Origin of the sequence: Vibrio sp. MOR3 (genome assembly GCF_001557775.1) — a bacterium.
GTDB classification, from domain to species: domain Bacteria; phylum Pseudomonadota; class Gammaproteobacteria; order Enterobacterales; family Vibrionaceae; genus Vibrio; species Vibrio jasicida.
On sequence record NZ_LNRD01000001.1, the window covers coordinates 963308 to 988971 of the forward strand.

19 protein-coding genes are annotated in these 25664 nt (G+C 45.6%); 11 read left to right on the top strand and 8 right to left on the bottom strand.

Going from position 1 to position 25664, the window contains the following annotated elements:
* Positions 1–21: 21 nt before the first annotated feature.
* Positions 22–1353: an amidohydrolase family protein gene (locus tag ATB76_RS04295; protein WP_038877362.1), complete on the bottom strand. Its 1332-nt coding sequence runs from the start codon at positions 1351–1353 to the stop codon at positions 22–24.
* 277 nt (positions 1354–1630) lie between these two features.
* Positions 1631–2629: a helix-turn-helix transcriptional regulator gene (locus tag ATB76_RS04300; RefSeq protein WP_061034761.1), complete on the bottom strand. Its 999-nt coding sequence runs from the start codon at positions 2627–2629 to the stop codon at positions 1631–1633.
* A gap of 396 nt (positions 2630–3025) precedes the next feature.
* On the opposite strand from ATB76_RS04300, the gene uhpT reads away from it, so the two are divergent.
* The 5 genes from uhpT (at position 3026) to manA (ending at position 9402) form a co-directional block, all read left to right on the top strand.
* On the top strand, positions 3026–4423 hold the full coding sequence (uhpT, locus tag ATB76_RS04305; protein ID WP_038870657.1) for a hexose-6-phosphate:phosphate antiporter: 1398 nt from the start codon (positions 3026–3028) through the stop codon (positions 4421–4423).
* A 183-nt stretch (positions 4424–4606) separates the two neighbouring features.
* The gene (uhpA, locus tag ATB76_RS04310) at positions 4607–5215 is read left to right on the top strand and encodes a transcriptional regulator UhpA (RefSeq protein ID WP_005435246.1); all 609 of its coding nucleotides are present in this window, start codon (positions 4607–4609) and stop codon (positions 5213–5215) included.
* A complete protein-coding gene (uhpB, locus tag ATB76_RS04315) occupies positions 5215–6714 on the top strand; it encodes a signal transduction histidine-protein kinase/phosphatase UhpB (protein WP_061034713.1) in 1500 nt (499 codons plus the stop codon). Before uhpA ends, uhpB begins: the two co-directional genes overlap by 1 nt.
* 5 nt (positions 6715–6719) lie before the next feature.
* The gene (locus ATB76_RS04320) at positions 6720–8060 is read left to right on the top strand and encodes an MFS transporter (RefSeq protein WP_038877356.1); all 1341 of its coding nucleotides are present in this window, start codon (positions 6720–6722) and stop codon (positions 8058–8060) included.
* Positions 8061–8178: 118 nt separating this feature from the next.
* The gene (manA, locus tag ATB76_RS04325; RefSeq protein WP_061034714.1) at positions 8179–9402 is read left to right on the top strand and encodes a mannose-6-phosphate isomerase, class I; all 1224 of its coding nucleotides are present in this window, start codon (positions 8179–8181) and stop codon (positions 9400–9402) included.
* Between the two features lie 67 nt (positions 9403–9469).
* On the opposite strand, the gene ATB76_RS04330 is transcribed toward manA, so the two are convergent.
* Genes ATB76_RS04330 through ATB76_RS04345 form a run of 4 tightly spaced genes read right to left on the bottom strand, consistent with a single transcriptional unit; the run spans position 9470 to position 13401 of the window.
* Positions 9470–10129 carry a potassium channel family protein gene (locus tag ATB76_RS04330; RefSeq protein ID WP_038877347.1) on the bottom strand — a complete coding sequence of 220 codons (660 nt, stop codon included), beginning with the start codon at positions 10127–10129 and terminating at the stop codon, positions 9470–9472.
* Positions 10126–11247 carry an AI-2E family transporter gene (locus ATB76_RS04335; protein WP_061034715.1) on the bottom strand — a complete coding sequence of 374 codons (1122 nt, stop codon included), beginning with the start codon at positions 11245–11247 and terminating at the stop codon, positions 10126–10128. The genes ATB76_RS04330 and ATB76_RS04335 overlap by 4 nt, the downstream gene beginning before the upstream one ends.
* A gap of 29 nt (positions 11248–11276) precedes the next feature.
* A complete protein-coding gene (locus tag ATB76_RS04340; protein ID WP_045405367.1) occupies positions 11277–12290 on the bottom strand; it encodes a DUF2955 domain-containing protein in 1014 nt (337 codons plus the stop codon).
* On the bottom strand, positions 12280–13401 hold the full coding sequence (locus ATB76_RS04345; RefSeq protein WP_054755327.1) for an HlyD family secretion protein: 1122 nt from the start codon (positions 13399–13401) through the stop codon (positions 12280–12282). Before ATB76_RS04345 ends, ATB76_RS04340 begins: the two co-directional genes overlap by 11 nt.
* 148 nt (positions 13402–13549) lie before the next feature.
* Here ATB76_RS04345 and ATB76_RS04350 point away from each other — a divergent pair, with 148 nt between their 5' ends.
* Entirely contained in the window at positions 13550–14563 is a 1014-nt protein-coding gene (locus ATB76_RS04350; RefSeq protein ID WP_042601467.1) for an AraC family transcriptional regulator, read from the top strand.
* Between the two features lie 540 nt (positions 14564–15103).
* Entirely contained in the window at positions 15104–16366 is a 1263-nt protein-coding gene (locus tag ATB76_RS04355) for a hydroxymethylglutaryl-CoA reductase (protein WP_061034716.1), read from the top strand.
* Between the two features lie 125 nt (positions 16367–16491).
* On the opposite strand, the gene ATB76_RS04360 is transcribed toward ATB76_RS04355, so the two are convergent.
* A complete protein-coding gene (locus ATB76_RS04360; RefSeq protein WP_061034717.1) occupies positions 16492–18960 on the bottom strand; it encodes a hypothetical protein in 2469 nt (822 codons plus the stop codon).
* A gap of 581 nt (positions 18961–19541) precedes the next feature.
* On the opposite strand from ATB76_RS04360, the gene ATB76_RS04365 reads away from it, so the two are divergent.
* Both ATB76_RS04365 and ATB76_RS04370 read left to right on the top strand, forming a co-directional pair.
* Entirely contained in the window at positions 19542–21104 is a 1563-nt protein-coding gene (locus ATB76_RS04365) for a DUF1800 domain-containing protein (protein WP_061034718.1), read from the top strand.
* 9 nt (positions 21105–21113) lie between these two features.
* The gene (locus tag ATB76_RS04370; protein ID WP_061034719.1) at positions 21114–22439 is read left to right on the top strand and encodes a DUF1501 domain-containing protein; all 1326 of its coding nucleotides are present in this window, start codon (positions 21114–21116) and stop codon (positions 22437–22439) included.
* A gap of 87 nt (positions 22440–22526) precedes the next feature.
* Here ATB76_RS04370 and ATB76_RS04375 read toward each other — a convergent pair whose 3' ends face one another.
* Positions 22527–23624 carry a ketoacyl-ACP synthase III gene (locus ATB76_RS04375; protein ID WP_061034720.1) on the bottom strand — a complete coding sequence of 366 codons (1098 nt, stop codon included), beginning with the start codon at positions 23622–23624 and terminating at the stop codon, positions 22527–22529.
* A gap of 165 nt (positions 23625–23789) precedes the next feature.
* On the opposite strand from ATB76_RS04375, the gene trxC reads away from it, so the two are divergent.
* Both trxC and ATB76_RS04385 read left to right on the top strand, forming a co-directional pair.
* Positions 23790–24224 (top strand): thioredoxin TrxC, encoded by a 435-nt coding sequence (trxC, locus tag ATB76_RS04380; RefSeq protein WP_061034721.1) that lies wholly within the window; start codon positions 23790–23792, stop codon positions 24222–24224.
* Positions 24225–24400: 176 nt separating this feature from the next.
* A complete protein-coding gene (locus tag ATB76_RS04385; RefSeq protein ID WP_042603343.1) occupies positions 24401–25561 on the top strand; it encodes an MFS transporter in 1161 nt (386 codons plus the stop codon).
* Positions 25562–25664: the final 103 nt, after the last annotated feature.

Genomic DNA, 25664 nt, shown 5'->3' on the forward strand with positions numbered 1-25664 from the left:
CCAAATAGTCGAAAGAGTTTACTACAAGGTGTTCTTGTGGATCTTGCCGTCTTTCATAATTATTTTGAATTTATCTTGGTAATCGTTAAGAACTGTGATGTCTTGCAAAGGATTTCCATCCACCAGCACCACATCGGCATAAGCCCCCGGCTCTACAACTCCGAGCTTTCCGTATTTATATGGATTCATACCACCCGACCAACTAAGCACTTCTGCTGCGTTCGATGTGCCCATCTTCATGATTTGATAAGGGGTAAATCCGACTTTCTCCATCCAAACCATGTTGTCTGCTTGGCGCGTATTGTAAGACGGGCCAAACATATCGCCGCCCGTTACAATCAACAAGTCGTATTTACGCGCCCACTCAAACATCTGTTTCGCGCCTTCGTTTACTTTGGTCGCTTTGGCTTTTTGATCGGGACTGAAGAAGGTGATCTTTTCTGGTTCTGCAAAGGCTTCAAGAGACATCACTGCTTGAGCAGATAGCGCTACGCCCTTCTCTTTCATTCGTTTGATAGTTTCCTCAGAGATAAGGAAATTATGTTCGATAACTTTCACGCCAGCATCAATGGCGCGATTAACCGAACGGTCATGATAAGCGTGGGCCATGACATAAGTGCCATAGTCTTCCGCTACGCCCACAATCGCTTCCATTTCTTCTTTGGAGAATTGCGTCATATGGATTGGGTCAAACTCACTTGCGACGCCGCCGCCAGCCATGATCTTGATTTGAGTTGCCCCCGAGCGAAGGTTCTGACGCGCAGCACGGCGAGCCTCTGTTTCACCATCAACGATATAGCCAAAGCCGTGGCGTTCGAGATCGTCAACGCGTCCTGGTACATCATTGAAGCTGCCGGTATCTGCGTGGCCGCCTGTTTGACTCAAGAAACCGCCTGCTGGGAAGAGTCTTGGGCCTTCTAGCAAACCATTGTTGATGGCTTTTGCCATACCAAGAATATTACAGCCTGCGTCACGAGCCGTCGTAAAGCCTTGGTCGAGGTACTGCATCATGGAAACGTGAGCACGTGCACCCATCGCCATTTGGTCGTAACCATCTCGACCTACCAACATGCCTTCCTGAATACACATGTGTGAGTGCATGTCGATCAAGCCAGGGATCATGGTTAAGCCTTCGCCATTAATCGTTGTGGTTTGCTTGTCGGTTTTTATCGGTTTAGCCGAAATCTCTTTGATTAAGTTATCGACAACCAATACGTTCTGGTTTTGCAGTAGCTTTTCATCCGTGCCATTGAAAACATCGACGTTGGTAAACAGCGTTGAGGCTGCATTGGCATTGAGGGCGAACGCACAAGATAGCGCAACTAAAGAAAGGTTCTTCTTAGAAATTGTCATTATTACACCTATGTTTTTGGATAGTTGGGGTCCATTTCCTATAACCTCCCTGTTTAAACAGCGGCGTTATGAGGGCGTCTATTTCAGTGATCACCAAAAACAACTGATCAGATAAAAATACATATGAAACAGACGACTTACGTTAAAAACATAGAAGTCATAATGACGACTTTCAAGGTGGTTTAATTGCCTTTACACGACAACATGCGGACATTGTTATAGAAATGTGAGTTGAGACGAAAACCTCCGATTATTCAGAGGTTTTATGTGTAACTGATTAAGACAAGGATTGACGGTACGCTTTAGGCGTGAGATTCATCATTCGCTTAAACGCACGGGTGAAATGAGCAGAATCGGAGTAGCCTGTTTTGAGCGCAATATGGGTGATACTCAGGTCTCGGTCCGCTAAAAGCTCTAGCGTTTGTTTCAGCACCAAACCTTCGATCACTTCTCTATACGTCGTATCCTCATTTGCTAGCCGCCTTTGTATGGTGCGAGCATTCATGTCAATCAACTCGCCAGCAAACTGGATAGAGATCTTACCCATCGAGAGATAAGGCGTGAGCGCCCTTGCTAAGGCATCGCTGAACTTATCATCCTCACCACGAAAACTTGTATTTGGCGCCGTTTGAGATGGTGTGAAAGCAATCGGATGGTTAATCCATTCATTAGGAATTGAGATTGCAGTAACCGGTCTACCTGTAAAGAACTGCGCACTCTTCATACCCGGCAACAGATTGAAAGGTTCGGCTTCTACATCTTGAATTCCGACTTCTGCCAATCGCCATTGGGCGCCAACTAGCTTTTTGAGCAACTCATTCATGAACATCGCGGAGAACATTTCTGCGTAACGGAACCAGTCCCTTTCTGCGTTCTGTTTTTCTCTCACTAGCCACCATTTCCCGCCGCGCGATTGAACAGAAATACTGACGTTATCAGAGATTTGTTTAAGCAGTTGGGATACCTCTTCTAGCGCTGCTTTTAGCGAGTGAGTTTGAGTAATTTGATTCGCAAATCTAGGCACATAGATGTCGTGACAAAGCATCCAAGTAAGCAAGGCAAACTTCTCTGGTGATGCACGTTCCCCCAACGTTTGGAAGACTGCTTTTAGCGCGCTCTCGGGAACAAACGCGTCAAGGGGTTGGTTAAACAAGATATCCTGTGGCATTCGGGCGGATTCAAGTAATGAGTGAATATCTCCATCAAGTTCATTTAACATCGTGGCAAAAAGCTTTACTTCTTCCGAGTGAACCAAAGGAATATCTGTATTGGGCATGCAAGCTATCATCTTAAAATACCAAGGATTATTCTAGTTTATGCACAAACTTCCGAGCTGTCATTAATAGCAATCTAAGTGCAATTTGATAATGAGAGGCGACTCACTCTGAGCAGAAGAGCCAACACACATTGGTCTTCAACATAGAACATTGCCTGTTCAAATACTTGCCAATTCACGCCACAGATACGTTCTATTAACTTTTAAAGCGCTATTTATACTTCTATGAATGTGATGATTTTCACGCTTTCTTAATCAACAATCGTTTTCTAGGAATTTTTCCTAGTCGATCTAAGCCCTCCTCTCATGTGGTTCAAAAGAGGACTCTCTACAATCGCCGACAGTTAAAAGAAAGCGAGCACGCAAGTGCATCACACAAATGCAAGAGAGTTCACGATGTTAAGATTCCTTGAACAAGTCCGAAAGCCTACCCTCGACCTTCCTGTCGAAGCACGTAGAAAAATGTGGTTTAAGCCATTTATCCAATCTTACCTAGTGGTATTTATTGGCTACTTGACCATGTATCTGATCCGTAAAAACTTCAACGTCGCGCAAAATGACATGATTTCAACTTACGGCTTGTCGATGACAGACCTAGGCTTGATTGGTCTCGGTTTCTCGATTACTTACGGCATCGGTAAGACCGTAGTCTCCTACTACGCCGATGGTAAGAACACCAAGCAATTCCTCCCTTTTATGCTTATCCTTTCTGGTCTGGCAATGCTTGGTTTCAGCTTCAGCATGGGTGGCGGTAGCGCGAGCTTGTTCATGATGGTCGCATTCTATGCACTGAGTGGTTTCTTCCAAAGTACTGGTGGTCCTTCTAGTTACTCGACCATCACTAAGTGGACGCCGCGTAACAAGCGTGGTTCTTATCTAGGTCTTTGGAACATGTCTCACAACGTAGGTGGTGCGGGTGCCGCAGGTGTAGCTCTGTTTGGTGCAAACTACTTGTTCGACGGTCACGTAATCGGCATGTTCGTGTTCCCTTCTATTATTGCGATCATCGTTGGTTTCATTGGCATGCGCTTTGGTAACGACTCTCCAGAAGCATATGGTCTAGGTAAAGTTGAAGAGCTATTTGATGAAGCAGTCAGCGAAGAAGACGAAGCGGCTGAAGAAAATCAAATGACCAAGAAAGAAATCTTTGTTGAGTACGTACTGAAAAACAAAGTTATCTGGCTACTTTGCTTTGCAAACATCTTCCTTTACATCGTGCGTATCGGCATCGACCAATGGTCAACGGTCTACGCTTACCAAGAACTCGGTCTATCAAAAGAAACAGCAATCTCTGGCTTTACCCTATTCGAAGTGGGTGCGCTTGTGGGGACTCTGATGTGGGGTTACCTGTCTGACCTTGCGAACGGTCGCCGTGCGCTAGTGGCTTGTGTTTCTTTGGGTTTGATCATCGTATCACTTGAGTTCTACCAACACGCAACGAGCGAGTTCATGTACCTAGCGTCGCTATTTGTTCTAGGCTTTCTCGTGTTTGGTCCTCAACTGCTTATCGGTGTTGCTGCGGTTGGCTTTGTTCCTAAAAAAGCAATCAGTGTTGCAGATGGCGTAAAAGGCACATTCGCTTACCTAATTGGTGACAGTTTCGCGAAACTGGGTCTGGGTATGATTGCAGACGGCACGCCAATCTTTGGTCTAACGGGTTGGAAAGGCACGTTTGCTGCCCTAGATACCTCCGCAATGATTTGTATTGTTTTGCTGGCTTTCGTTGCTATCGCGGAAGAGAAAAAGATCCGTCAAAACAAGAAGAAGCTTGAACTCGCAGAAAACCAAGCTTAATCAAACAGCGCGCTTTGCCAGCCAAAGCGCGCTAGATCATTAAATAAACTTGGTCAATTTAGTATCATAGTAGGTTTTTATTGAGCTCTCTATACCAAAGGTGCCAAAGGATTGTCTCCTATCTCGCGCCAATTGGTATTGAGCTCATTTTCGTTTGTGTATTGCTGAAGTTTGGTATTTAAGATGATTAACGTAGCGCTTGTCGATGACCATGTCATTGTTCGTTCTGGATTTGCTCAATTGCTGAGCCTTGAAACAGACATGAATGTTGTAGGTGAATTTAGCTCGGTAGCAGAAGCTCGAGTGGGATTACCTGCGTGCAAGCCAAATGTAGTTATCCTAGATATCTCGATGGCAGACGAAAGTGGGCTTACCCTACTCTCCGAAATCCCTTCCGGCATTGCTTGTGTCATGCTAAGCGTGCATGACTCTCCGGCAATGGTTGAAAAGTCACTTAAACTCGGCGCAAAAGGTTACCTAAGTAAACGTTGTAGCCCAGATGAGTTGATTCAAGCAGTCAGAACCAGTGCTTCAGGCGGTTGTTACCTAACGCCGGATATTGCGCTGAAGCTCGCCACACCAAGTGACAAAGCGGCGACGCTGACTCAATTGACTCGCCGAGAAAACGAAGTGTGCCAATTGCTGGCTCGTGGCTTGGATGTGAAGTCTATCGCCACTGAGCTTGGCTTAAGCCATAAAACGGTTCACGTTCACCGTGCAAACGCCATGGATAAGCTTGGCGTGAAGAACAACGTTGAACTGGCCAAGCTGTTCTCGCAAGAGTCGTTTTAATGCGTAGCTACACCATCACCTCCATTTGCGGTTTATTCATGACAGGATGCTCGTGGTTCTGTCTGTGGGTGATCGCCTATTACTTTGTGAACGATGCAGAGCTTGCGATCTTGTTGTTCCCCTTCGCGTTGCGTTTGGGATTAACACTGCACACGCGTACAAAGTATTGGGCAACGATTTACCTTGCCGAATGGGGGCTGACCGTTGCACTCGCTCTACTTCTTGAACAGCCACAATGGTTGATGGTGTTGGTGGCCAGCGTGTTGAGTATTCCAGTGGTTTACCTTGCTAAGCGTTATTACAAAGGCGATCAGAACCAACATTTAGCGGTGATGGCGGTCGTGTTGCTCGTGACGTCTTGCATTAACGTACTTGCGGTTGGCTATCATGTTCAATCTGCCTATATGGCATGGTTAGCGAGCATTGCGGGCGGTTTGTTGGTGCTGCCGATGTGTTACTTGCTCTGGAATTATCTCTTCCAAAGCCCTTGGTCACCGCTGACCTCGAACTTATTAGCCAACGAAGTTCAATTCAAAGTTCGTCATATTCTGCTTTATAGCGTGCTGTTGATTGCCAGCATTTTGGTTCAAACCAGCTTGCCTGATGAACTGGCTCGATTTGCACCTTTCTGTATGGCGATCCCAATCATCGTCTTGGCACTGAGTTACGGTTGGCAAGGTGCACTGCTTGCGACCATGTTAAACAGTATTGCCTTGATCGCTGCACGAAGCGGTGTTTCGAATCTGGAAATCACTGACCTTCTGTTGTCCCTTTCGGCACAAACCTTAACGGGCATCATGCTCGGTTTAGCGGTGCAGAAACAAAAAGATCTTAACCAAAAACTGCGTGGCGAATTGTCGAGAAACCAAACTTTGTCCCGACAACTCATTCAAGCGGAAGAGTCGGTACGTCGTGACGTGGCAAGGGAGCTGCACGATGAGATTGGTCAGAACATCACAGCTATTCGTACCCAAGCGAGCATCATTAAGCGGGTTGATAATGCCGAAATGAACACACGCTGTGCCGACATGATCGAAAACCTATCACTCAATGTTTATGACACCACCAAACATTTGCTGAGCAAACTGCGTCCGAAAATGCTCGACGATCTGGATTTGAAAGACTCTGTTCACCAGTTAACCCGTGAAATGGAGTTCGACAATCATGGCACTCGCGTTGTGCTTGATTGGCAAGGTGACTATGAGTCTTTGGGCGACACGCTGAAAGTCACCCTATTCCGTTTGTGCCAAGAAGCGTTAAACAACGCTGCCAAATATGCGAGTGCGACGTCTATTGTTATCGAGCTGTCTATTGACGAGAACATTTCGTTGAACATCGCTGACAACGGCATTGGTTTCAAAACCGAAGACTGCATGAAAGGCATGGGCGTTCGCGGCATGCAAGAACGTGTGCAAGCGCTTGGTGGAAAAATGTATATCTACTCTTTGAACGATCATGTGGATGGCACACAAATCGCCATCACATTACCTAAGGTGTAACGAGCATGTTTGGATTATTTCAGTCTCCGAGCTACAACCAAGCTCCCCTTAGCAAAGACCAAGTGGATGAACGTTATCGTTATTGGCGTCTGCACATCATGCTGGGCATGTATCTTGGTTATGCGGGCTTTTACTTCACTCGTAAAACCTTCAACTACGCCGCACCCGCGATGATCGCTGATCTGGGTCTTGATAAAGCCGATATCGGTATGATTGGTACGCTTTTCTACATTACCTATGGTTTATCAAAGTTTATTTCGGGCACCATTTCCGACCGTTCTAACCCTCGCTTTTTCATGGGTGTCGGTTTAATCGCGACGGGCCTTATCAATATCGCATTTGGCTTCTCTAGCTCTTTGGTTGCACTCGCAGCCCTGTGGGTGATGAACGCTTGGTTCCAAGGTTGGGGCTGGCCTTCGTGCTCTAAGTTACTTACGACGTGGTATTCGCGCTCAGAACGTGGCTTTTTGTGGGCAATTTGGAACACGGCTCATAACGTAGGTGGCGCGTTAATTCCCCTACTCGTTGGTTTTCTCACATTCCATTACAGCTGGCGAGAAGGCTTTATCGTACCGGGCGTAATCGGCGTGATTCTTGGTGTGGTTGTGTGTTGGCGTTTGCGTGATAAACCGACCACTCAAGGGCTACCAACGGTTGGTCAATGGCGAGATGACAAGTTAGAACTCGCTCAAGAAAATCACGGACAAGGTCTGAGTTATAAAGAAATCCTCAAACAGTACGTGTTCAACAATAAGTACATTTGGTTGCTCGCATTTAGCTATGTTCTGGTTTACATCGTGCGCACCGCTATCAATGACTGGGGTAACTTGTACCTAACAGAACAACATCACTACAGCCTAATCAATGCTAACGCTGCGCTGTCGATGTTTGAAATCGGTGGCTTTGTTGGTTCTCTAGTGGCTGGTTGGGGCTCGGATAAATTGTTCGGTGGTAACCGAGGCCCAATGAACCTATTGTTTGCCGCAGGTATATTCCTATCTGTCGCCGCACTGTGGTTGATGCCGTTAACCAACTTCGCGTTCCAAGCGGCGGGATTATTCTCAATTGGTTTCTTTGTGTTTGGTCCACAAATGTTGATTGGCATGGCTGCAGCGGAATGTTCACACAAAGATTCTGCTGGTGCAGCAACCGGCTTTGTTGGTTTGTTTGCTTACATGGGTGCCGCACTTTCTGGCTACCCATTGGCATTGATTCTTGAAGAATACAGCTGGACTGGATTCTTTATCACCATCTCGGTATGCGCAGCCGTTATTGGCTTGCTGTTGTTACCGTTCTTGCAGGCTCAACCTTCGAGAAAGCCGCTCGCTCCCAAGCTTAGGTTGTAGACATCTGATTGTAGAAGCGACTTCTACACCTCTTAGGGTGAGTTAACCGCTCACCCGTCCAATCTCCACTATTTTTTGCTTCCGATTCAGTTCGGAGGGTTTTCTACGGGTAAAATTCATGAATTCGAATACTATTTCATCAAAATGCTTCTTCAAAATGGACAATAAAATCCAAAACTACGACTGGGGAAGTCGCACTGCTATCCACGATTTGTTTGGTTTTGCTAACGAAGTTCAACAACCTCAAGCCGAAGTTTGGATGGGCACGCATCCGAATGGTTGCTCTATCGTTACACAAGGAAACACTACTGCTTCGAGTACAAATGTTTCATTATCAGAATTGATCAACCAGGATCCGTCAGCGTTTCTATCGCAAAGCACGGCAGAAGCCTTTGGTGATCTACCTTTCCTCTTCAAGATTCTTGCGGCGGATAAAGCCTTGTCTATTCAGGTGCACCCAAACAAGCAAGATGCGGAGCTAGGTTATGCAAAAGAACAACAGTTAGGTGTCCCGCTGAGCGCATTCAATCGTAATTACAAAGATGCCAACCATAAGCCAGAACTGGTTTACGCACTTACTGAATACCAAGCGATGAACGGCTTTCGTCCCTTTGATGAAATCATCGCTGAGTTCCGCCTGTGTGACATTCCTGAAATCAACAGCTACCTAGAACAGCTTGAGCGCAATCCTAACCAAGATGGGTTGTGTCAGTTCTTCGTAGAGATTCTTTCCATGGAAGAAGCACGCAAGATTAACGCCGTGGATCACTTATTAAGTTACGCAGCAGCCAACCAAGTACGCCCTGTGTGCGAATTGATTTTAGATCTTGCTGCTCAGTACCCGAATGACGTAGGTTTGTTTGCCCCATTACTGCTGAATGTTATTACGTTAAAACCCGGTGAAGCTATGTTCTTAAGCGCAAGAACGCCTCACGCATACATTAAAGGTACTGGTCTGGAAATCATGGCGAACTCAGACAACGTACTTCGCGCTGGTTTAACACCAAAACACATGGATGTGGAAGAACTGGTTAAGTGTACCGACTTTATTCCAAAGCCAATAAATACGCTGCTAACCAAAGCAGAAATCAAAGGCTGTGAGCATCACTTCCCTGTCCCTGTACAAGACTTCAAGTTCTCTGTCTTCCAAGAGCCAAAAGATCAAAAAGTTGAGATGAGCAGTGCAGAAATCTTGATGCCAATCGATGCGGACGTAACGCTACTTGCAGAAAGCGGCGAAACATTGGTGCTTGGCAAAGGGCAATCGGCTTTCATTCCTGCTTATGTAGGTAACTACACAATCCGTTGCGAAGATCGCGTCGCTCGTGCATTTAATAGCTAAGTTCATTTCCTCTTAAAACAAAAATGGCGGAGACTTTTCAGCTCCGCCATTCAAACCATTCATTTGTTTACTCACTCTGTGCTTGAGCCAAACGAATACTCACCAAACTTGCCACCATGATGGCCAAGTAAAAGCTCCCAACTATCGCCTCGAAGAAAACGAAGAACTGAGCCACTGGAACCGTCGGTGAAATGTCACCATAGCCCACCGTCGTCAACGTGATAAAGCTAAAGTACAAGGTGTTAAACAAGTTCGACAGCCAAGGTTTTGCTTCTAATCCAGTGAAAGAGCTTGGGAAAAACTCCAACACCAACAAGTAGATCACCGCCCACGCCAGTCCTAAGAGCAGATAGATACAAATCGAACCTATGATGTGGTTTGTCGTTACTGACTTGGTTAATACTACCTGCTTTAGCGCCGAGTATATGTGCGAAAACAAGAACACCAATAGTGCACTTAGCGTCAAAATGGACAGATCTAAATGCTCTAAAAACGACATCCCATAGGAGATGACGGCCACAATCAGTAACACGCCATACCATGTTCGGTTTGTTTTATTTTTCTTGTTGATGCCTGCAATCGAAACGCCTAGTGTCACCACCAAAAGAGCAAGAACAAATTCCTGCCCATCTGGATAAAACTGATGCATCACAGCACAGCCGAAAAACAACGCAATGAGTGCGAAAAACAAAAAGTAGAAGTTATCTTCCCTGGTCATCGGTTTCATGATGCCACCTCTACTTTGTCTTCCTCCTTCGCTTTTTGTTCAATGCTCAGTTCTTTGTTTGTTTCCGCGTCATCTTCATCTAACCAGTTCACCATCAATTGGTAAGTCAGGCTCAGTACCACGGCACCCACAAACAGACCAACGATACCAGACATTGCCATACCACCCAGTGCACCTAGTAACGTCACGAGCATCGGTGTGTCAGAACCACGACTTAGAAGAACAGGTTTCAGTACCGCATCACTCGCGCTCACCAAGATACACCAGACTAGGAAGATGCCGGCAACCAGTGTCGATTCAACGCTAAACACGTAAATAATCGCAGGAATCAACGCCAGAATTGGTGGTAGCTGAACAATCGCAACCAGAATCACGGCAACCATCCAAAGCGCAGCAGCAGGAACGCCAACCGCGACCATACCAACACCCGCCATGACAGATTGAATCAGTGCAACACCAATCACACCTTGAACCACACTGCGAACGGTCGACTTAGAAAGATCAATCAACGCTTCACCTTTCTTGTTGGTGAGGCGGTCAGCTAGCTTGGTAAAACCTTTCTGGCAAACTTCAGCATTGCTCATGAACGCACCGGCAATCATGGTCGAAATGATGAACTGAATGAAACCACCACTTACCGAGCCCACGATAGATGCTGCTTGAGAAAGGAAACCTTTTACTTGTTCGCCATAATTAACTAGGAAGCCTTCCATGTTGGTCGATGCGTAGTTAACCGCAATGAACAGCTTGTCACCCACGACAGGGATCTCTTTTAGGCTTTCTTGTGGCTTCGGTACAACTAAAGTGCCATCTTGCAACCCTGTGACGACCTCGGTACCACTGGTATAAAGGCCGGATGAGAGCGCGATAAGGGGGATTAAAAGTAACAACACTCCAATAGTGCTGAGGAGCGCACTCGCCTTACCTTTCGAGATACCTAAGCGATTGTGAAGGGACATCATGACTGGGTACAAAGCGATGGCAATAATGCCGCCCCACACAACCAACATAATGAATGGACTGAGGATAGAGAAACACCACCAGATCAGTAACGCTACGGCTCCGATCTTGATAGCGGCGTCTATCGCCTGTTTAGAGAAATCATTTGAAGCTTTCATAGCGTTACCTTTTCACTGTCTGTTAAGTGTTATGTTTGCAAAAACTTCCATTGTCGGGTTTCCAAAAAGAGTGATGCGAGGATCATGTACGTCCCGACCAACACCAATTGGAAGATTCGGATAAATGTATTGCTGTCGATATCGCCAGAGCTCATTAGCGTGCTGCCGATTAAGACAAGCAAGGTACTGAACGCCGTGGCGAATATCGGAGCCTTCTCTGGCACGGTGTAAATCTTCTTCCCTATCAATACCGCCAATAACGCAATAAAGGCGGTGTAAAAGAATATGCTTGGCACAATCGCGAGAATCGAGAAAGCCAAGATGGCAAGTATCCCGCCGATACCGTTACTGATGATTAAGAACGCGCTTAATTTGACTGACTTCTCTGACGTAATCATCAAAGACAGCAACGCGACAAACATCATAGTGAGCAGCGCTTCTGAAATCTGAAAGATAAAGAAGAAGCACACCACAGGAAACGAAATCAACATGGCTCGAAATGACGCATGCCAACGTTGTTCTCTGCCAATTGGTGGAGTCGCATAGCCAGCGAACTCACTGTCTGGCTCTGGAAGATAAATATGAACCAGAGCAAAAATCGCCACCGATACCGCTCCAGAAATCGCCAAGCCACTCGCGAGAACCAAGGAAACCGCTGGATTGTTTATTGCCATAAACGGCAACATCAACACCGCAATCAACAAAATGGTCGCGAACAGATTCCATTTGGGGTCAGTAAACAAGTAGTAACCCCATGCCATCATCAAACCGACGGCAATCAGCAGAACAATTGGGTACTGAGTAATGCCTCCTGAAAGAAGCAGTCCCAATCCCATGGTGGCAATCAATGCCAGCAGCAACTCGTAAATCGTTTCTCTATGAAGGTTGGGCTTGTCGACCAAGAACTTCGCGGTAAATACCGGCGCAACAAACGCCAGTTGCCAATTAATCCAAGCAGCGAGAAACACCGCCAGACCGACACCAATGGTGAAGCGCAAAATCCGGCGTTGAGTTGCGTTATCAATGCTCAGATTATCGGACATAAGACAGTACGCTCAGTAGACGAATCCAAAGTTTGCCAAGGGTGTTAAACACGAAGTTGTCACCGCTGTAGACAATCACGTCTGCTTGCCCGCCAACGCGTAGCATTCCTGTTACCTCTTCACGATCAAACTCGATAGCGATTGGTAGCATTTGCGTTTGGCGTAACCAGCCTGTTTGTTGGTTGGCTTGCGCGAGCTTGCCCGCTTGTTGGTTTTGTCCCCAATCAACACCCCAGTCGATGCTGCTGACTTTGCCTTTGATGACTTTGCCAGGAACAAAATCGAGGGCGATTTCTACTTCATCACCAATGCTGACGTTGCCTAAACTGTTTTCACGGAAGTACGCTTCAATCCAGATGTCTTCTGTCGACACAAACGTCATGATTGGCTGACCTGCAGAAGCGTAAAAGCCTTCGGTCAAACTGAAGTTCGAAACACCGCCTTGAGTTGGCGCACGAATAACAGTACGTTCTAAGTTCAACTGAGCTTGCTCAAGTGCCAGCAATGCCGCTTTTACTTGGCTGTTATCTTCGCCTTCGGCACCCAGTTGTTGCTTCGCTTTTTCAAGATCCGCTTCCGCATTTACTACGTTCGCTCTTGCGGTTGCCAGTGATGCTCTCGCTTTGTCTGCATCCGATTTCGACACTACGCCTTTCTCTGCCATGGCAAGAACACGGTTGGCTTGCGCTTCTGTGTTTTGGCGTTCAACAATCGCTGAAGTTAACCTTGCTTGTGCCGAAGCGATTGACGCGGTTTGCGCTCCAACGTTTTGCCCTGCGATTTCAAGATTCTCTTCGGCTTGCTTCACTGCAATTTCATAATCTGACTTGTCGAGAACGGCGAGCTCATCACCTTCTTCAACAAGTTGGTTCGGACGAACCTTAATATCTAAAACGTTGCCAGAAACCTGAGGTTTTATCGGCACGATATAGCCTTTAACGCGCGCATTGTCAGTCACTGGAATGATGCGGTCTGACACAATGCTGAACCCGAGCATGACGACAATGAACAAAAGCAAATAGTTGGTGACCATCTTTACTTTGTCTTTTTTATTCGTCTCTTTGTTTTCCGCCACTTCCGTTGGCTGTTTTTGTTTTTCGTTCTCGGACATGTTATCCCCTTGCCATTGAATAGATTGAACATTTTAATAATATACCGTCCTGCCCGACCTTCAATTAATTGAATAATAAATAGCGAGCTGTATCAAAAACCGTCCGTTATGCGCTAAGATTAGTCGTTGATAAAGGAGTATCACCACAATGCCAAATCAAACGTTTCATTTACCTGTCATTCAGACTAACTATGCTCGTATTCTGGTCGAAGTCTTTGCCGACTATGGCTTGGACAAGCATAAGCTCCTTAGTGACGCTGGCTTACCTGCGGACTTATTCCAAACCGAGAGCGACTACATTCCGTCTGAATCAATAAAACGTTTGATTCATCTTACTTCTTCCCAACTTGGCGTAACGAAATTCACAGACTTATTGGTGTTAGTCTTTCGTCGCCGCGTTATACCCAATGTCTTGCATCAGTTTTTGCCATTTCAAACCATCGGTGAGTCAATGCAGCACATTGATGAAATCTTCAGTTTAGACTCGCCTGGCAGTAACGTTTCTTTCGAAACCCATCATGGCCATGCCTGGTTCTGTCGATATTCGGAACAAAAAGACACACAAATTGCTAACTGGTCTGAAGCATTTGCTGTGATTTACATCATTGAGCTCATCAGCATTTTGACCAAAACCGCTTGGTATCCAAGCAAGGTACGCCTGCAAGGCAGCAACAGCGATATCGTAAAAAGTGTTGTTCCTAGCCAGTGCCAAATATTTGTGGGTCAAGAGAAGACCGGTGTTTACATTCCCGCGGACATTCTTAACGTACCAATCCAAATATCGGACTCACAGTTAGGCGCTGAACCAAGTCAGATCCAGTGGCATACAAGTTTTACCGATAGTGTGTTTGAACTCCTGCGCCCTTATGTGCGAGAGCGTAATTTGTCGATAGAAGAAGCGGCTCAGTTGCTGAGTTATTCTGTTCGAACCTTTCAAAGAAAGTTAAAGAATGAAGGCACTTCTTTTCGGCATATTAAAGAGTCATTGATGTTCTCTGTTTCTTGCGAATTGATGGAAGAAGGACACTCTCTCACTTATATATCCAATCAACTTGGCTACACCAGCATTTCGCACTTTTCGCGCGCCTTTAAAAGAGTGTCCGGGTTATCTCCTAAAGTGTATAAACAGTCTATTGCGCTGAACGCATCCAGCACTTCGTGACGTTATACTGCTCAGTCCATTTGAGGCTTGGTAGTTGGTAATTGTTTGAGCTTGGCTTGCATTAGTGTTGCGAGGTCTATTTCATCACATAACACTTCTACGTCCTGAACTCGAAAGTAAACAATCATACGTTACCCTCAATTGAAAACGTGGGGCTATTATGCCGTGGCGCAAACCAAGTTATTTACCATTTTACGCCACCCGACCACATTCCAATCTCATTATTTGAAGTCTCAAATTAGAGTAGTTCGCCCACTTTGCACAATTTTTACAGAAAGAAGGAATTTCTATTTAATCTCTTCATTGCTCGATTTTAACCTTTCAAATCAGTCCATTCTTTCTATTCTTTTCAAGAATATAGAGAAAAAAGGCGAAAAACCAGACGCTTTATACCAAGCATTTAAACGGCTATTTATTCGCCAAATAAGATTTCAGTGAGTTTGAAGTTAAGCAGCCTTTTGTTGCAAAACGTATACGCGGGATTGTAATCACGTTTTGTATCACTACAATTCCAAACCAAATGAATAAAGAAACGTTTGTATGCCGAAATTAAATTTAGACAGCGCAAGGAATAGCTCTGCACTCTCTGATAATGAAACCTGCGAAAAAGTACAATCGGCATTAGAACCGAAATACCACAAGCCAGAAAAGAAACTTTGCCTCAGTGCGGGTCTGACGGAAAAGCACATTGAACGCCGTTGGAAAGTACTCGAATCCATGACGGACAAAGATCTTCTGCTGGATCCTTTCACACAATCGCATTACGACCAATACGCCAACAACATTGAACACTTTATTGGTACCGTTAACGTCCCTGTCGGTGTTGCTGGGCCTCTTCGCATTAACGGCTTGTTCGCGAATGACGACTACTTAGTACCACTCGCAACAACAGAAGCCGCTCTCGTTGCCTCTTATAACCGAGGCGCGAACTTGATTACCGCAGCTGGTGGCGCAAGTACGCTTTTGATCAGCGAAGGCGTGAGTCGTACTCCGGTGTTTGGTTTCCAATCACTTGCAGAAGCAGCGCAGTTCGTCAGTTGGGTGGTCACTCAATACGATATCTTCCGTAAAGAAGCAGAATCCACCACCACGCACGGTAAGCTTAAAGACATCAACGTCAACATCGAAGGCAATCATGTTTACTTGGTGTTTGAATACGTGACGGGCGACGCATCTGGTCAGAACATGGTGACCATCGCGACACACAAAGTCTTCCATTACATTCTTAAACACAGTCCAGTCGCGCCGGTTGATGCTTACCTTGACGGCAACTTATCTGGTGATAAGAAAGCCAACGTCCACACTTTACGCTCTGTTCGCGGTAAAAAAGTCTCAGCTGAAGTGACGATTCCTGCAGCTTTAGTCGAGAAATACCTGCACACCACACCAGATGCGATGGTGAAGTTTGGCAAAATGAATACTGTAGGTGGATTACTAAGCGGCACTATCGGTATTAACGCGCACTACGCCAATGCCCTCACCGCTCTGTACATCGCCTGCGGACAAGATGCAGCGTGCGTTGCAGAATCTGCGGTTGGTATTACTAGAATGGATGTGGATTCTCATGGCAACCTGTATACCTCTGTCACTTTGCCAAACATCATGGTTGGCACCGTTGGTGGCGGTACTGGCCTACCAACTCAGAAAGCGTGTTTGGATATCCTTGGTTTGCACGGCAACGGCAAAGCAAAAGCGTTAGCAGAAGTCGCTGCCGGTTTATGCTTGGCAGGTGAGCTTTCCATTGTTGGCGCATTCTGTGCCGATCATTTTTCTAGAGCGCATCATAAGCTAGCGAGAAAATAAACCGTTCAGCCTAAACCGTTAAAACAAAAAGCCGCGCACTCGTGTTAATACAATGAGTGAGCGGCTTTTTTAGTTTAAGCTCTTGTGTTTATTTCGTTATTGATGCTACAAACACCTTTGCTTTTTTACTCTGGTTGCGGTGGTATGTATAAATCCACAGTATCGACAAAATACGTACTCCACATCTCGTTCATACTTGTATCTGAGTACTCGTCAAAGATAATAACTGCAGCGCCATATTCACCTTTGAAGTAAGGCGCAATCAAACGGACAAAATCGTCTCCTTTGCTTAACCTTAAGTAACCTTCTGAGGTGATACTCCAATCCCAACCGAGGTTTTCAGTATTACCATCGGCTTTCCAAGTCTCGCGATCGGCCATACCGCCTTCATAGATGTCCCAGAAACGAACTTCGACTCCGTTTCCTTTGCGTCTCGTCAGCCTTGAATCGACAACGTCATCCGCCGTTAATGGTTGAAGGCCACCACAGTTTGTCAGCTCTGTCGCCAACAAAGCGGCATTAACTGATGCACCAGTTGCATTGACCTCGCAGTAATCGTAACCCTCACTGCGACTCACGCCACGGATAGACTCACCAATGACTCGCAACCATATCGCTTGTTCGGACAGTCCTTCTTCGATCCAGCCGTCGACCTGTTCGCCTAAGTCTTCAATATAAGGACCAACGTACTCAGGATAACCGGTGTAATTGTCGTTGATTAGAGTGCTGTATTTTTGTCCACCATCATTAAAGGTGTAGTCATACCCTTCAATTGCAAAGTGTTGCCATTCAACATGAGTACGAATATCTGTCTCTGACCAATAGGTTTTCACTTCGTCCCAACGGTTGAACATCATACCATCGCCACTTTCATCAACTTTCTTGACCGCGTTAGCTTCATCGAGAATATATTTGCCGCCGACACTCGTTTCGATTTTCTGACTGTCGTCGTTGACACCCTTGGTATAGGTATATTCTTCCCAATAATTGACTTGGTATTCGAAGCTAACTGAACCATCCCAGTTCCTAACCGGACCTGCTTTCGTGTATGATTCAGAGCCATCGGCATTATTCATACTTGTTGTCGTTTCATTAACTGAACCGTCTGCATCCCAATCATGCATGATGACTTCTTTGTTACCACCATCCACATAGTCCCATCGTTCACGAACTTGCGCATAGGTAGCCGCTTCTAGAGGTACTGCAGCGTCTAGGTCGTACTCTTTAAATTCACGAGATTCGTAATCGTATTCAGTCGTTGTTTCTCCCCCCTCAACCATGGTCTGCAACAGGTCTACACCGGACATTTCACCCGCCATGATGGCTTCTGCGAACAAATCAACCGTGCTGTAGCTTAACTCTCGCTCTGGGTCATCGGTAGTGACGCTGTCACCACCAGAGTCTGCGGGGTTAGATTCATCAACGTAACGGGTAAATTCCCACTGACCGCGAGTATCCCCCTCATCTGCGACACCGACATCATATACGTGGCTGGTAAAATCAAACTCGCCATCGAAGTTCAAGTCTGCTTTAAACGTTATCTTGGCCGTGAAAGTACCGTCATCGAGGTTCTGCACCGCTTGCTCTGTGAGTGTACTGAACACCGTTTTTACGCCAGCTCGTTGATAATATTCTGTAGCCGTGGCTTGATAGGTCAATGTGTTCGCGGTTTCATCGACAATTTCCGTTTCACTGCCTTCGACCGTGAAGTCTAATGAGATATCCATGTTGTCCGGCGTACCGTAGTAACTGTCTGTATACGAGTAATGGGTCACCTTACCGTCGGGGTATTCATCTTCTAGCTCTTCGGCAACTCGCTCATCCGATACGCGCTCGTCGACTTTACTTTCAGCTAGTTCGAGAATTTCGCCTGTGTCGCCTTCAGCGATAAAATCCCCCATCAAACGGTATTTAAGTTCTTCATCGGTCAAGGTGCTGTCTTCGAGCTCTTCTTTTAACTCGTCGACTGCATCGTCAATTGCTTGGTTCACTAGGCTTCCAAGCGCAACAAGCAGCGCTGCTATTTCCTCATCACTCAACTCATCGAGGTTTTGATCTTCCAGAACGGCGCTTACTCGAGATGTCAGCTCTTCATGAACTTGGGTAGTAAAAGGGTTGATGACCTGACCATCGAGTTCACCGTCTTCAAGATCATCAAAGTCGGCTTGTGTTAAGGGTGGCATCCCAAGAACAATGGCGTGTCCTTCTTCAGCATCTTCAAAAACTTTCTCTGCTTCATTGGCAGCAATTTTCTGCTCTAACTCTTCCATCGTGGTTGGGGGTTCAGTCCCCACATCGACAGAGTCGTTTGTTAACTGAGCCAAAATTGGCACACCTACTAAGGCGTCCTTTTGTGCTTCTGAAATTTGAAATGAATATGTACCATCAAGACCAGTGTTTGCCTGAGGTTCATCGGCACCTGGTTCACCATCTCTATCGATGTCCATCCAGACTAAAGCGTTATAGATGTACCCATCTACGACGGTACCATTAAGTGTGTACGTTTGACTGGCGCTCTCATCATTGTCATCACTGCCACACGCAGCGACCGTAGATGCAATAACAACAGCGAGCATAGTTTTGCGAGCTTCCATGTGTGCTCTCCTATCCAACATTTATGGTGCAGCTATTACCTCTCCTCTTTACTAGCTGCGGATTGAATTGTGTCGAACTCATCGACCCGGTAAATGTTAGCTATTGGTCGCATTTATTTGTGCAATTTATGTACAATCGTGAGCTTATTCACGCTTTATGCAACTTAATTAATAAATCGATCAGTAAAGTAATCACTCTGGCATGTTTTTTATAGATCCAATTGTCTTAAAAGCTCACAATCATCAAACTAACTGTTATATCAGTATGAAGTCAGACTTGATCTCTGACATGTTACCCCGTCCAATATTTCTACGTATTCAAAAAAGTTTCACATTTTATTTGAGTTCGATCACAACGGATTGGTAGCAATACTATTCAGTCACTTATCCGTTTTTTCTTATCTTAAATTAAGACCTAGCCAGACTATTTTCTGTAATTGATAGCTTTGATAGTGATTTTTACCGTCTATAATCCGTCTTGCAGCTGCTTGATTTCACTAAATTTATTAATTAGCTCATTTAGAGCTTCATGACTCCCGTTAAATGGATTTAAGTCGTTCCTTTGGGTAAGCGAGTTAACTATGAGACGTCAGAAACAAAACGAAATTTCTTGTTGGGTGCTTGGGTTTGTCGCAATGCTGCTGTTCTTTGTTGGTCCGGTTTCAGCTGATGAAGATGACCCAGATTTAGCCGATGCCCGCTTTATCTATCAAACCACATTTGGTCCTACTCCTGCTTTAATCGACCAAATAAACCAAACCAATTACGAGGATTGGATTACAGAACAAATACTTCTCCCTCCTACTTATCACAGTGATCTTTACTTCACGCCTTTTAGTAAAGGTGCGCAAGCTAATCGAGAAAATGCGTGGTATCAAACCGTTCTCACCGCGGATGATCAGTTGAGACAGCGAATGGCATACGCACTTAGTCAAATTTTGGTCGTGTCCCGCTATGGAGGAATTCTTTCTAGCAAACCCGATGGTTTAATCAATTATTACGATTTGTTGGTTGAGCATGCATTTGGCAACTATCGAGATTTGCTTTTACATACGGCGAAACATCCAGTGATGGGCAACTATCTCTCAATGATGGGCAGTGCAAAAGAAAATACCGTGACAGGCGCCCTACCTGATGAAAACTTTGCTCGCGAATTGATGCAGCTTTTCACTATTGGGTTATACCAACTCAACCTTGATGGTAGTGTTAGATTTGACCAAGAAACCGGACAACCGCTTGCAACATATTCGCAAGCAGACATACAAGAATTGGCTCGTGCCCTTACAGGTTGGAACAAGTCAGATACTTTGTTTGTGAAGCCAATGCGCGTCATTAACGGCCGTCACGATACGGGCGAAAAAACGGTATTGGGCACCATCATCCCAGCCGGATTGACAGCAGAGGAAGAACTAAATCGAGTTGTTGATCTCTTGATGGCGCACGACAACATTGCGCCATTTGTGTCTAAGTTGTTGATTCAACGATTTGTGACTTCCAACCCAACGCCAGAATACATCGCAAGAGTCGCCTCAGTGTTTAACAACAATGGTAAAGGAGTGAAAGGCGACTTGAATGCCGTGATCAAAGCCGTTTTGCTCGATGACGAAGCCAGAGGTTTAACCGCTCATCGCCCCATGAAAGTCAAAGAACCAATCCTCGTACTTACTAATTTTCATCGCGCTGCGGGGTTCACCCTAACCGCCACGCGATACGATGGCGCAGTGACATTAATGAACATTGCAAACCAAGGACCTTTGCGTTCTCCTTCTGTATTCAACTTTTATTCTCCCAATTACCAACCTTCATCGGATTTCGTCTTTACAGGTATGGTCTCACCCGAATATGAACTGTTTGACTGGTCTGTCTACAGTGAACTGGTCAATTTTATGCTCTATAGCGTACGCAAAGAATCCGGCGCCACTTATACGCTTGATATGGACGAGCTCTACAGCTTGTTAGACAACCACCCCGCGCTAGTAGACGCGATTGATGCGCGTTTCTTTGCTAACACAGCGTCTACTGGATTGAAGCAAGTAATGCTCGATGTCCTCGACAACTATCAAACCAACTATGTACCCAAAACCAAACTTGCCTTGGTGATATTCACTGCGGTATCTGGCAATGAATTTTATATTCAAGATTAGGAGCGAATTATGGATACTTCACGTCGAAACTTTATCAAAGGAACCGCTTCTCTTGGTGCATTGGCAACGGTTGGGCTACCAGGTTACACACTTGCCTCACCAAACAACGATTTTCGAGCGTTAATCTGTGTTTATTTAGCGGGTGGTAATGATGCGATTAACACCATATTACCATTGTCTGATTTTCATTATGACCAATATGCGAATGTCAGAGGCAAACTGTCTGTCGCTAAAAATACGATCATTCCGATTGGCCTCAATGCAAAAGACAACCAAGGTAATACCGTCCCTTTAGGAATGCACCCTAAACTTGCACGACTATCTGAGATGTTTGATAACGGTGACGCCACCGTCGTGCTCAATAGCGGAATTCTAGAACAACCAATGACGAAACAGGCGATCGAATCTGGTGATGTCCCGTTACCAGATCAACTGTTCTCACATAATTCTCAAACAAACTCTTGGTTGCGCGGTGGCATGGACGAATTTACCAACCTTGGCTGGGCAGGCAGAATGTTGGATGTAATGAGCCCTTCTTCTGAAATAACGCCTCTTTATAGCGTGCATGGTGATTCACTTTGGCTGCGAGGATTAGAACAACGTCAAACGGTATTGAAAAAAGACCGAGCAGTACAGCTAAGTGCCTTGAGCAATCCTTTATACAAAGAGATTTACGACCAACTTCAATCGACACCGACAAACAATCCATTCAGTGGCCATTTCAATCTCATGGTGGATGAGTCGATGACCATGAGCGGTGTTTTATCTCAACAGTTAAATGATGTCGATAACGCCCCTCTGTTTACGTCCAGTACATTGGGGAAACAAATGCAGACAGTCTATAAATTGATTGCTAGCCAAGGAGTGTTGAATCAACAACGCCAAGTCTTCTTTGTTAAGCACACCGGTTATGACGTCCATGATTCACAGTTGTCTAAGCACCCTGCATTACTTGGCGATCTCGCCACAAACCTCTTTGCTATGTATCGAGCTATCGAACGCTTGGGATTGAGTGACAATGTCACGACATTTACGATGTCTGACTTTGGGCGAAGAATGACAAATAATGGTAACGGTACCGACCATGGCTGGGGCGGGCATCAGTTATTAATTGGCGGAGCCGTAAAAGCTTCCCAACCTATTGGAACTTGGCCTGAGCTGGTCTTAGGTGGCGAAGATGACTATTCCAAAGGTCGTTTGATTCCGAAAATAGCAGCGGACCAAGTTGGCGCTACACTCGCACAATGGATGGGGATTGGTGACAATGCAGCGTTAGATTATGTGTTCCCAAACATTCGAAGCTTCTCTTCATCAAATCTTGGTTTTATGTCTTAACGCCTGCGAAGAAATAGGTACAAAAAAGGGAGCCTTGTGCTCCCTTTCGCTTATTGCTTGTTTTGACCAGTTAACCGCGAGCGCTAGTTATGCGTCTTCACCACGTGGGCGTGCGTTACAAAGCTTAATAGCACGCTCTAGTAACTCAAGTGCAGACTTGTCACTTTCAGGTAACACAGCGTCGCTTTCTGCAATTGGCGTTACGCGGTCACCCCACTTCAGCACCGCAGCGCCCCATGTTAGGCCAGCACCGAACGCTGCTAATAGCATGTTGTTACCTGGCTTAACACGGCCTTGTTCTAGCGCTTCACATAATGCGATTGGCACCGTCGCTGCCGAAGTGTTGCCGTAGTTTTGGATGTTCACAAACGCTTTTTCTTGCGGGATACCAGAAAGGTCACACAGTGTTTGGATGATACGAATGTTTGCTTGGTGCGGGATTACCACGTCGATTTGATCTGTGGTTAGTTCTGAAGCTTTCAAAACCGTTTTCGCCGCTAGACCCATGCCTTTTACGGCACGTTTGAAGATCTCTTGACCTACAAAGTTGAAGTCCCAGTAACCGTTGTCTTCCGCAAAGCGATCCATGCATGTACCAAACTTAGGCACGGAAAGGATGTCGCGCCCTTTTGCATCACAACCAATTTGCGATTGCAGTAGACCTGTTTCTTGCTCTGTACGGGTCAGAACAACTGCCCCGGCACCATCGCCGAACAACACAGCAGTGTCACGCATTGCCCAGTCAATGTAAAAAGAAAGACGCTCAGCACCAATAATGATTGCGTTTCGGTAGTTGCCCGATTGAATCAAACGTGTGCCTGTTTCAAGGCCGTATACGAACCCAGTACATGCCGCGTTTAAATCGAATGCAGCAGCAGAGCGAATACCAAGGTTTTGCTGAACCTTAGAAGCAATGTTTGGAATAAGAGAGTCAGGAGAGCATGTCGCAACAATGATCAGGTCGATGTCACTCGCTTCTACACCTGCACGAGCCATCGCGTGTTGCGCGGCTACCGTTGCCATGTCAGACGTGTTTACGTGGCTGATGCGACGGTTTTCAATACCAGTACGGGTGCGAATCCATTCATCTGAAGTTTCAAGGAAAGTGCTAAGGTCATCGTTAGAGAGCGTGGCTGGTGGAAGACATTTTCCCCAACCGGTAATTTCAGCGTAGTAATTTGTCATCGCAGACCTATTTATTGTTGTATTTTAATGAAATTTCTTAGAACCTGTTCAGGTCCAAATACAGACTTGCCGTCTTATAATTCGGCAGGCTAAAAAATAAGTATACAAATTATGAGGCTGACTGGTAAGTCATGTTTTCATCAAGTTGTCATAAAGGAAGAAGTCATGTCATCGTTTAAAACTCGTTGCCCGTCTTGTGGCGGTTTAAATCGTGTCCCTAATGAGCGAGTTGCAGAACCTGCAAGTTGCGGCAAATGCAAAAACGCTCTATTTGATGGTGCACCGATAGAAGGCACTGTCGATAACTTCTCGGCGCTGCTAGAAAGTAACACGCCAGTTGTGGTGGATTTTTGGGCACCATGGTGCAATCCATGTGTTGGTTTTGCGCCTGTTTTCTCGGATGTGGCACAAGAACAGACCGGAAACGCTCGTTTTGTCAAGATTGATACCGAAGCGCAACAGCAGCTTGCCGCTCAATTTGGTATTCGTAGCATCCCAACCATTATGGTTTTCAAGAATGGCCAGCGCGTTGACATGATCAACGGAGCACTACCGAAAACTGAATTCGATCAGTGGTTAAATCAAGCACTTAGTAAATAATCCACTTCGCCAGCCTCGTTTACAGGCTGGCGTTTTTATGCAGCATTTCTTCATAGAATTTCGATAAATATCTTTTATCGAAACGACTGAAATATATCGTTTTACTTGCCTATTAATTAGCCTCATATTCGCGCCGAATAACCCCTTAAATTTACTTAACTAATAGGCGCAAAACATTGGAAAACACAGTCGTTCCCGCAGCATCACCACGAGTCACAGTTCCGGTCGTAGCACTGTCTCTTTATGCAGTGGCATCAGGCTATTTGATGAGCTTGATTCCCCTCATGCTTGGTGAGTACAACATCTCTGCTGATTACGCGAGTTGGTTGGCGAGTGTGTTCTATGGCGGCCTATTAGTTGGTGCGATTTTCTTTGAGCGTGTCGTGCGATCCGTTGGGCACCGCAAAGCGTTTGTTGGATGTTTGGCGACCTTTTCTTTAACGATTATGGCAATGCCTATTCTTCCAAACGGTATGGTGTGGCTTGTTGCCCGCTTTATCGCAGGTATGGCGGTCGCTGGCGTGTTTGTGATTGTTGAATCATGGCTGATGTCTGGTGATGAATCGTCTCGTGCGAAACGTTTAAGCCTGTACATGCTTTCTTTGTACGGTGGTTCTGCACTTGGTCAGTTCGGTATTGGTATCCTTGGTGTAAGCGGCGGTGTACCTTTTATCGCAATCACAACGTTGATCCTAATGGCAATGCTAGTATTGCTGTTCATCGATTGTGAACAACCAAACAGCCACGAATCAACCGCACTATCGTTTAAACAAATTTCTAAGCTAAGCCACGCTGCAATCATTGGTTGTATTGTTTCTGGCTTAACCTTGGGTGCAATCTACGGTTTAATGCCTGTAGAGCTAGCAAACCGTAAAATTAGTCACCAAGATATTGGTACCCTAATGGCACTTGTCATCCTTGGCGGCATGTTGGTTCAACCTATGGTGACCACATTAAACAAATACATGGCTCGTACAGTCTTGATGGCGTTCTTCTGTATTTTGGGTATTTTCTCTATTGGTCTGACGTTTGTTTCTACCTCAGCGGTGGTTCTAGCAGTAGCGCTGTTCCTATTGGGAATGGCAACATTTGCACTGTATCCAATTGCAATCAACTTGGGTTGTGAAGGTTTAGAAGAGCGTTTCATTGTATCCGCAACACAAGTGATGTTGTTTAGCTACAGCATCGGCTCAGTTGCTGGTCCTGTAGTTGCTGATAAGTTCATGGGCCAAATGCACGGCTTGTTGGGCTACCTATTTGCAGCTTTGCTTGCGACTTGCATCTACATGCTCATCGCTGCAACAAAATCAAAGCATCAAATGGCTGCAGGTTTGTAATTCAAACCTCTGCAAAAAGACAAACAAGAACGAGGGTCAATGCCCTCGTTTTTTTGTTTCTGAATTCTCTACTTTATCGATCATTAGGTGATCATTAGAAATC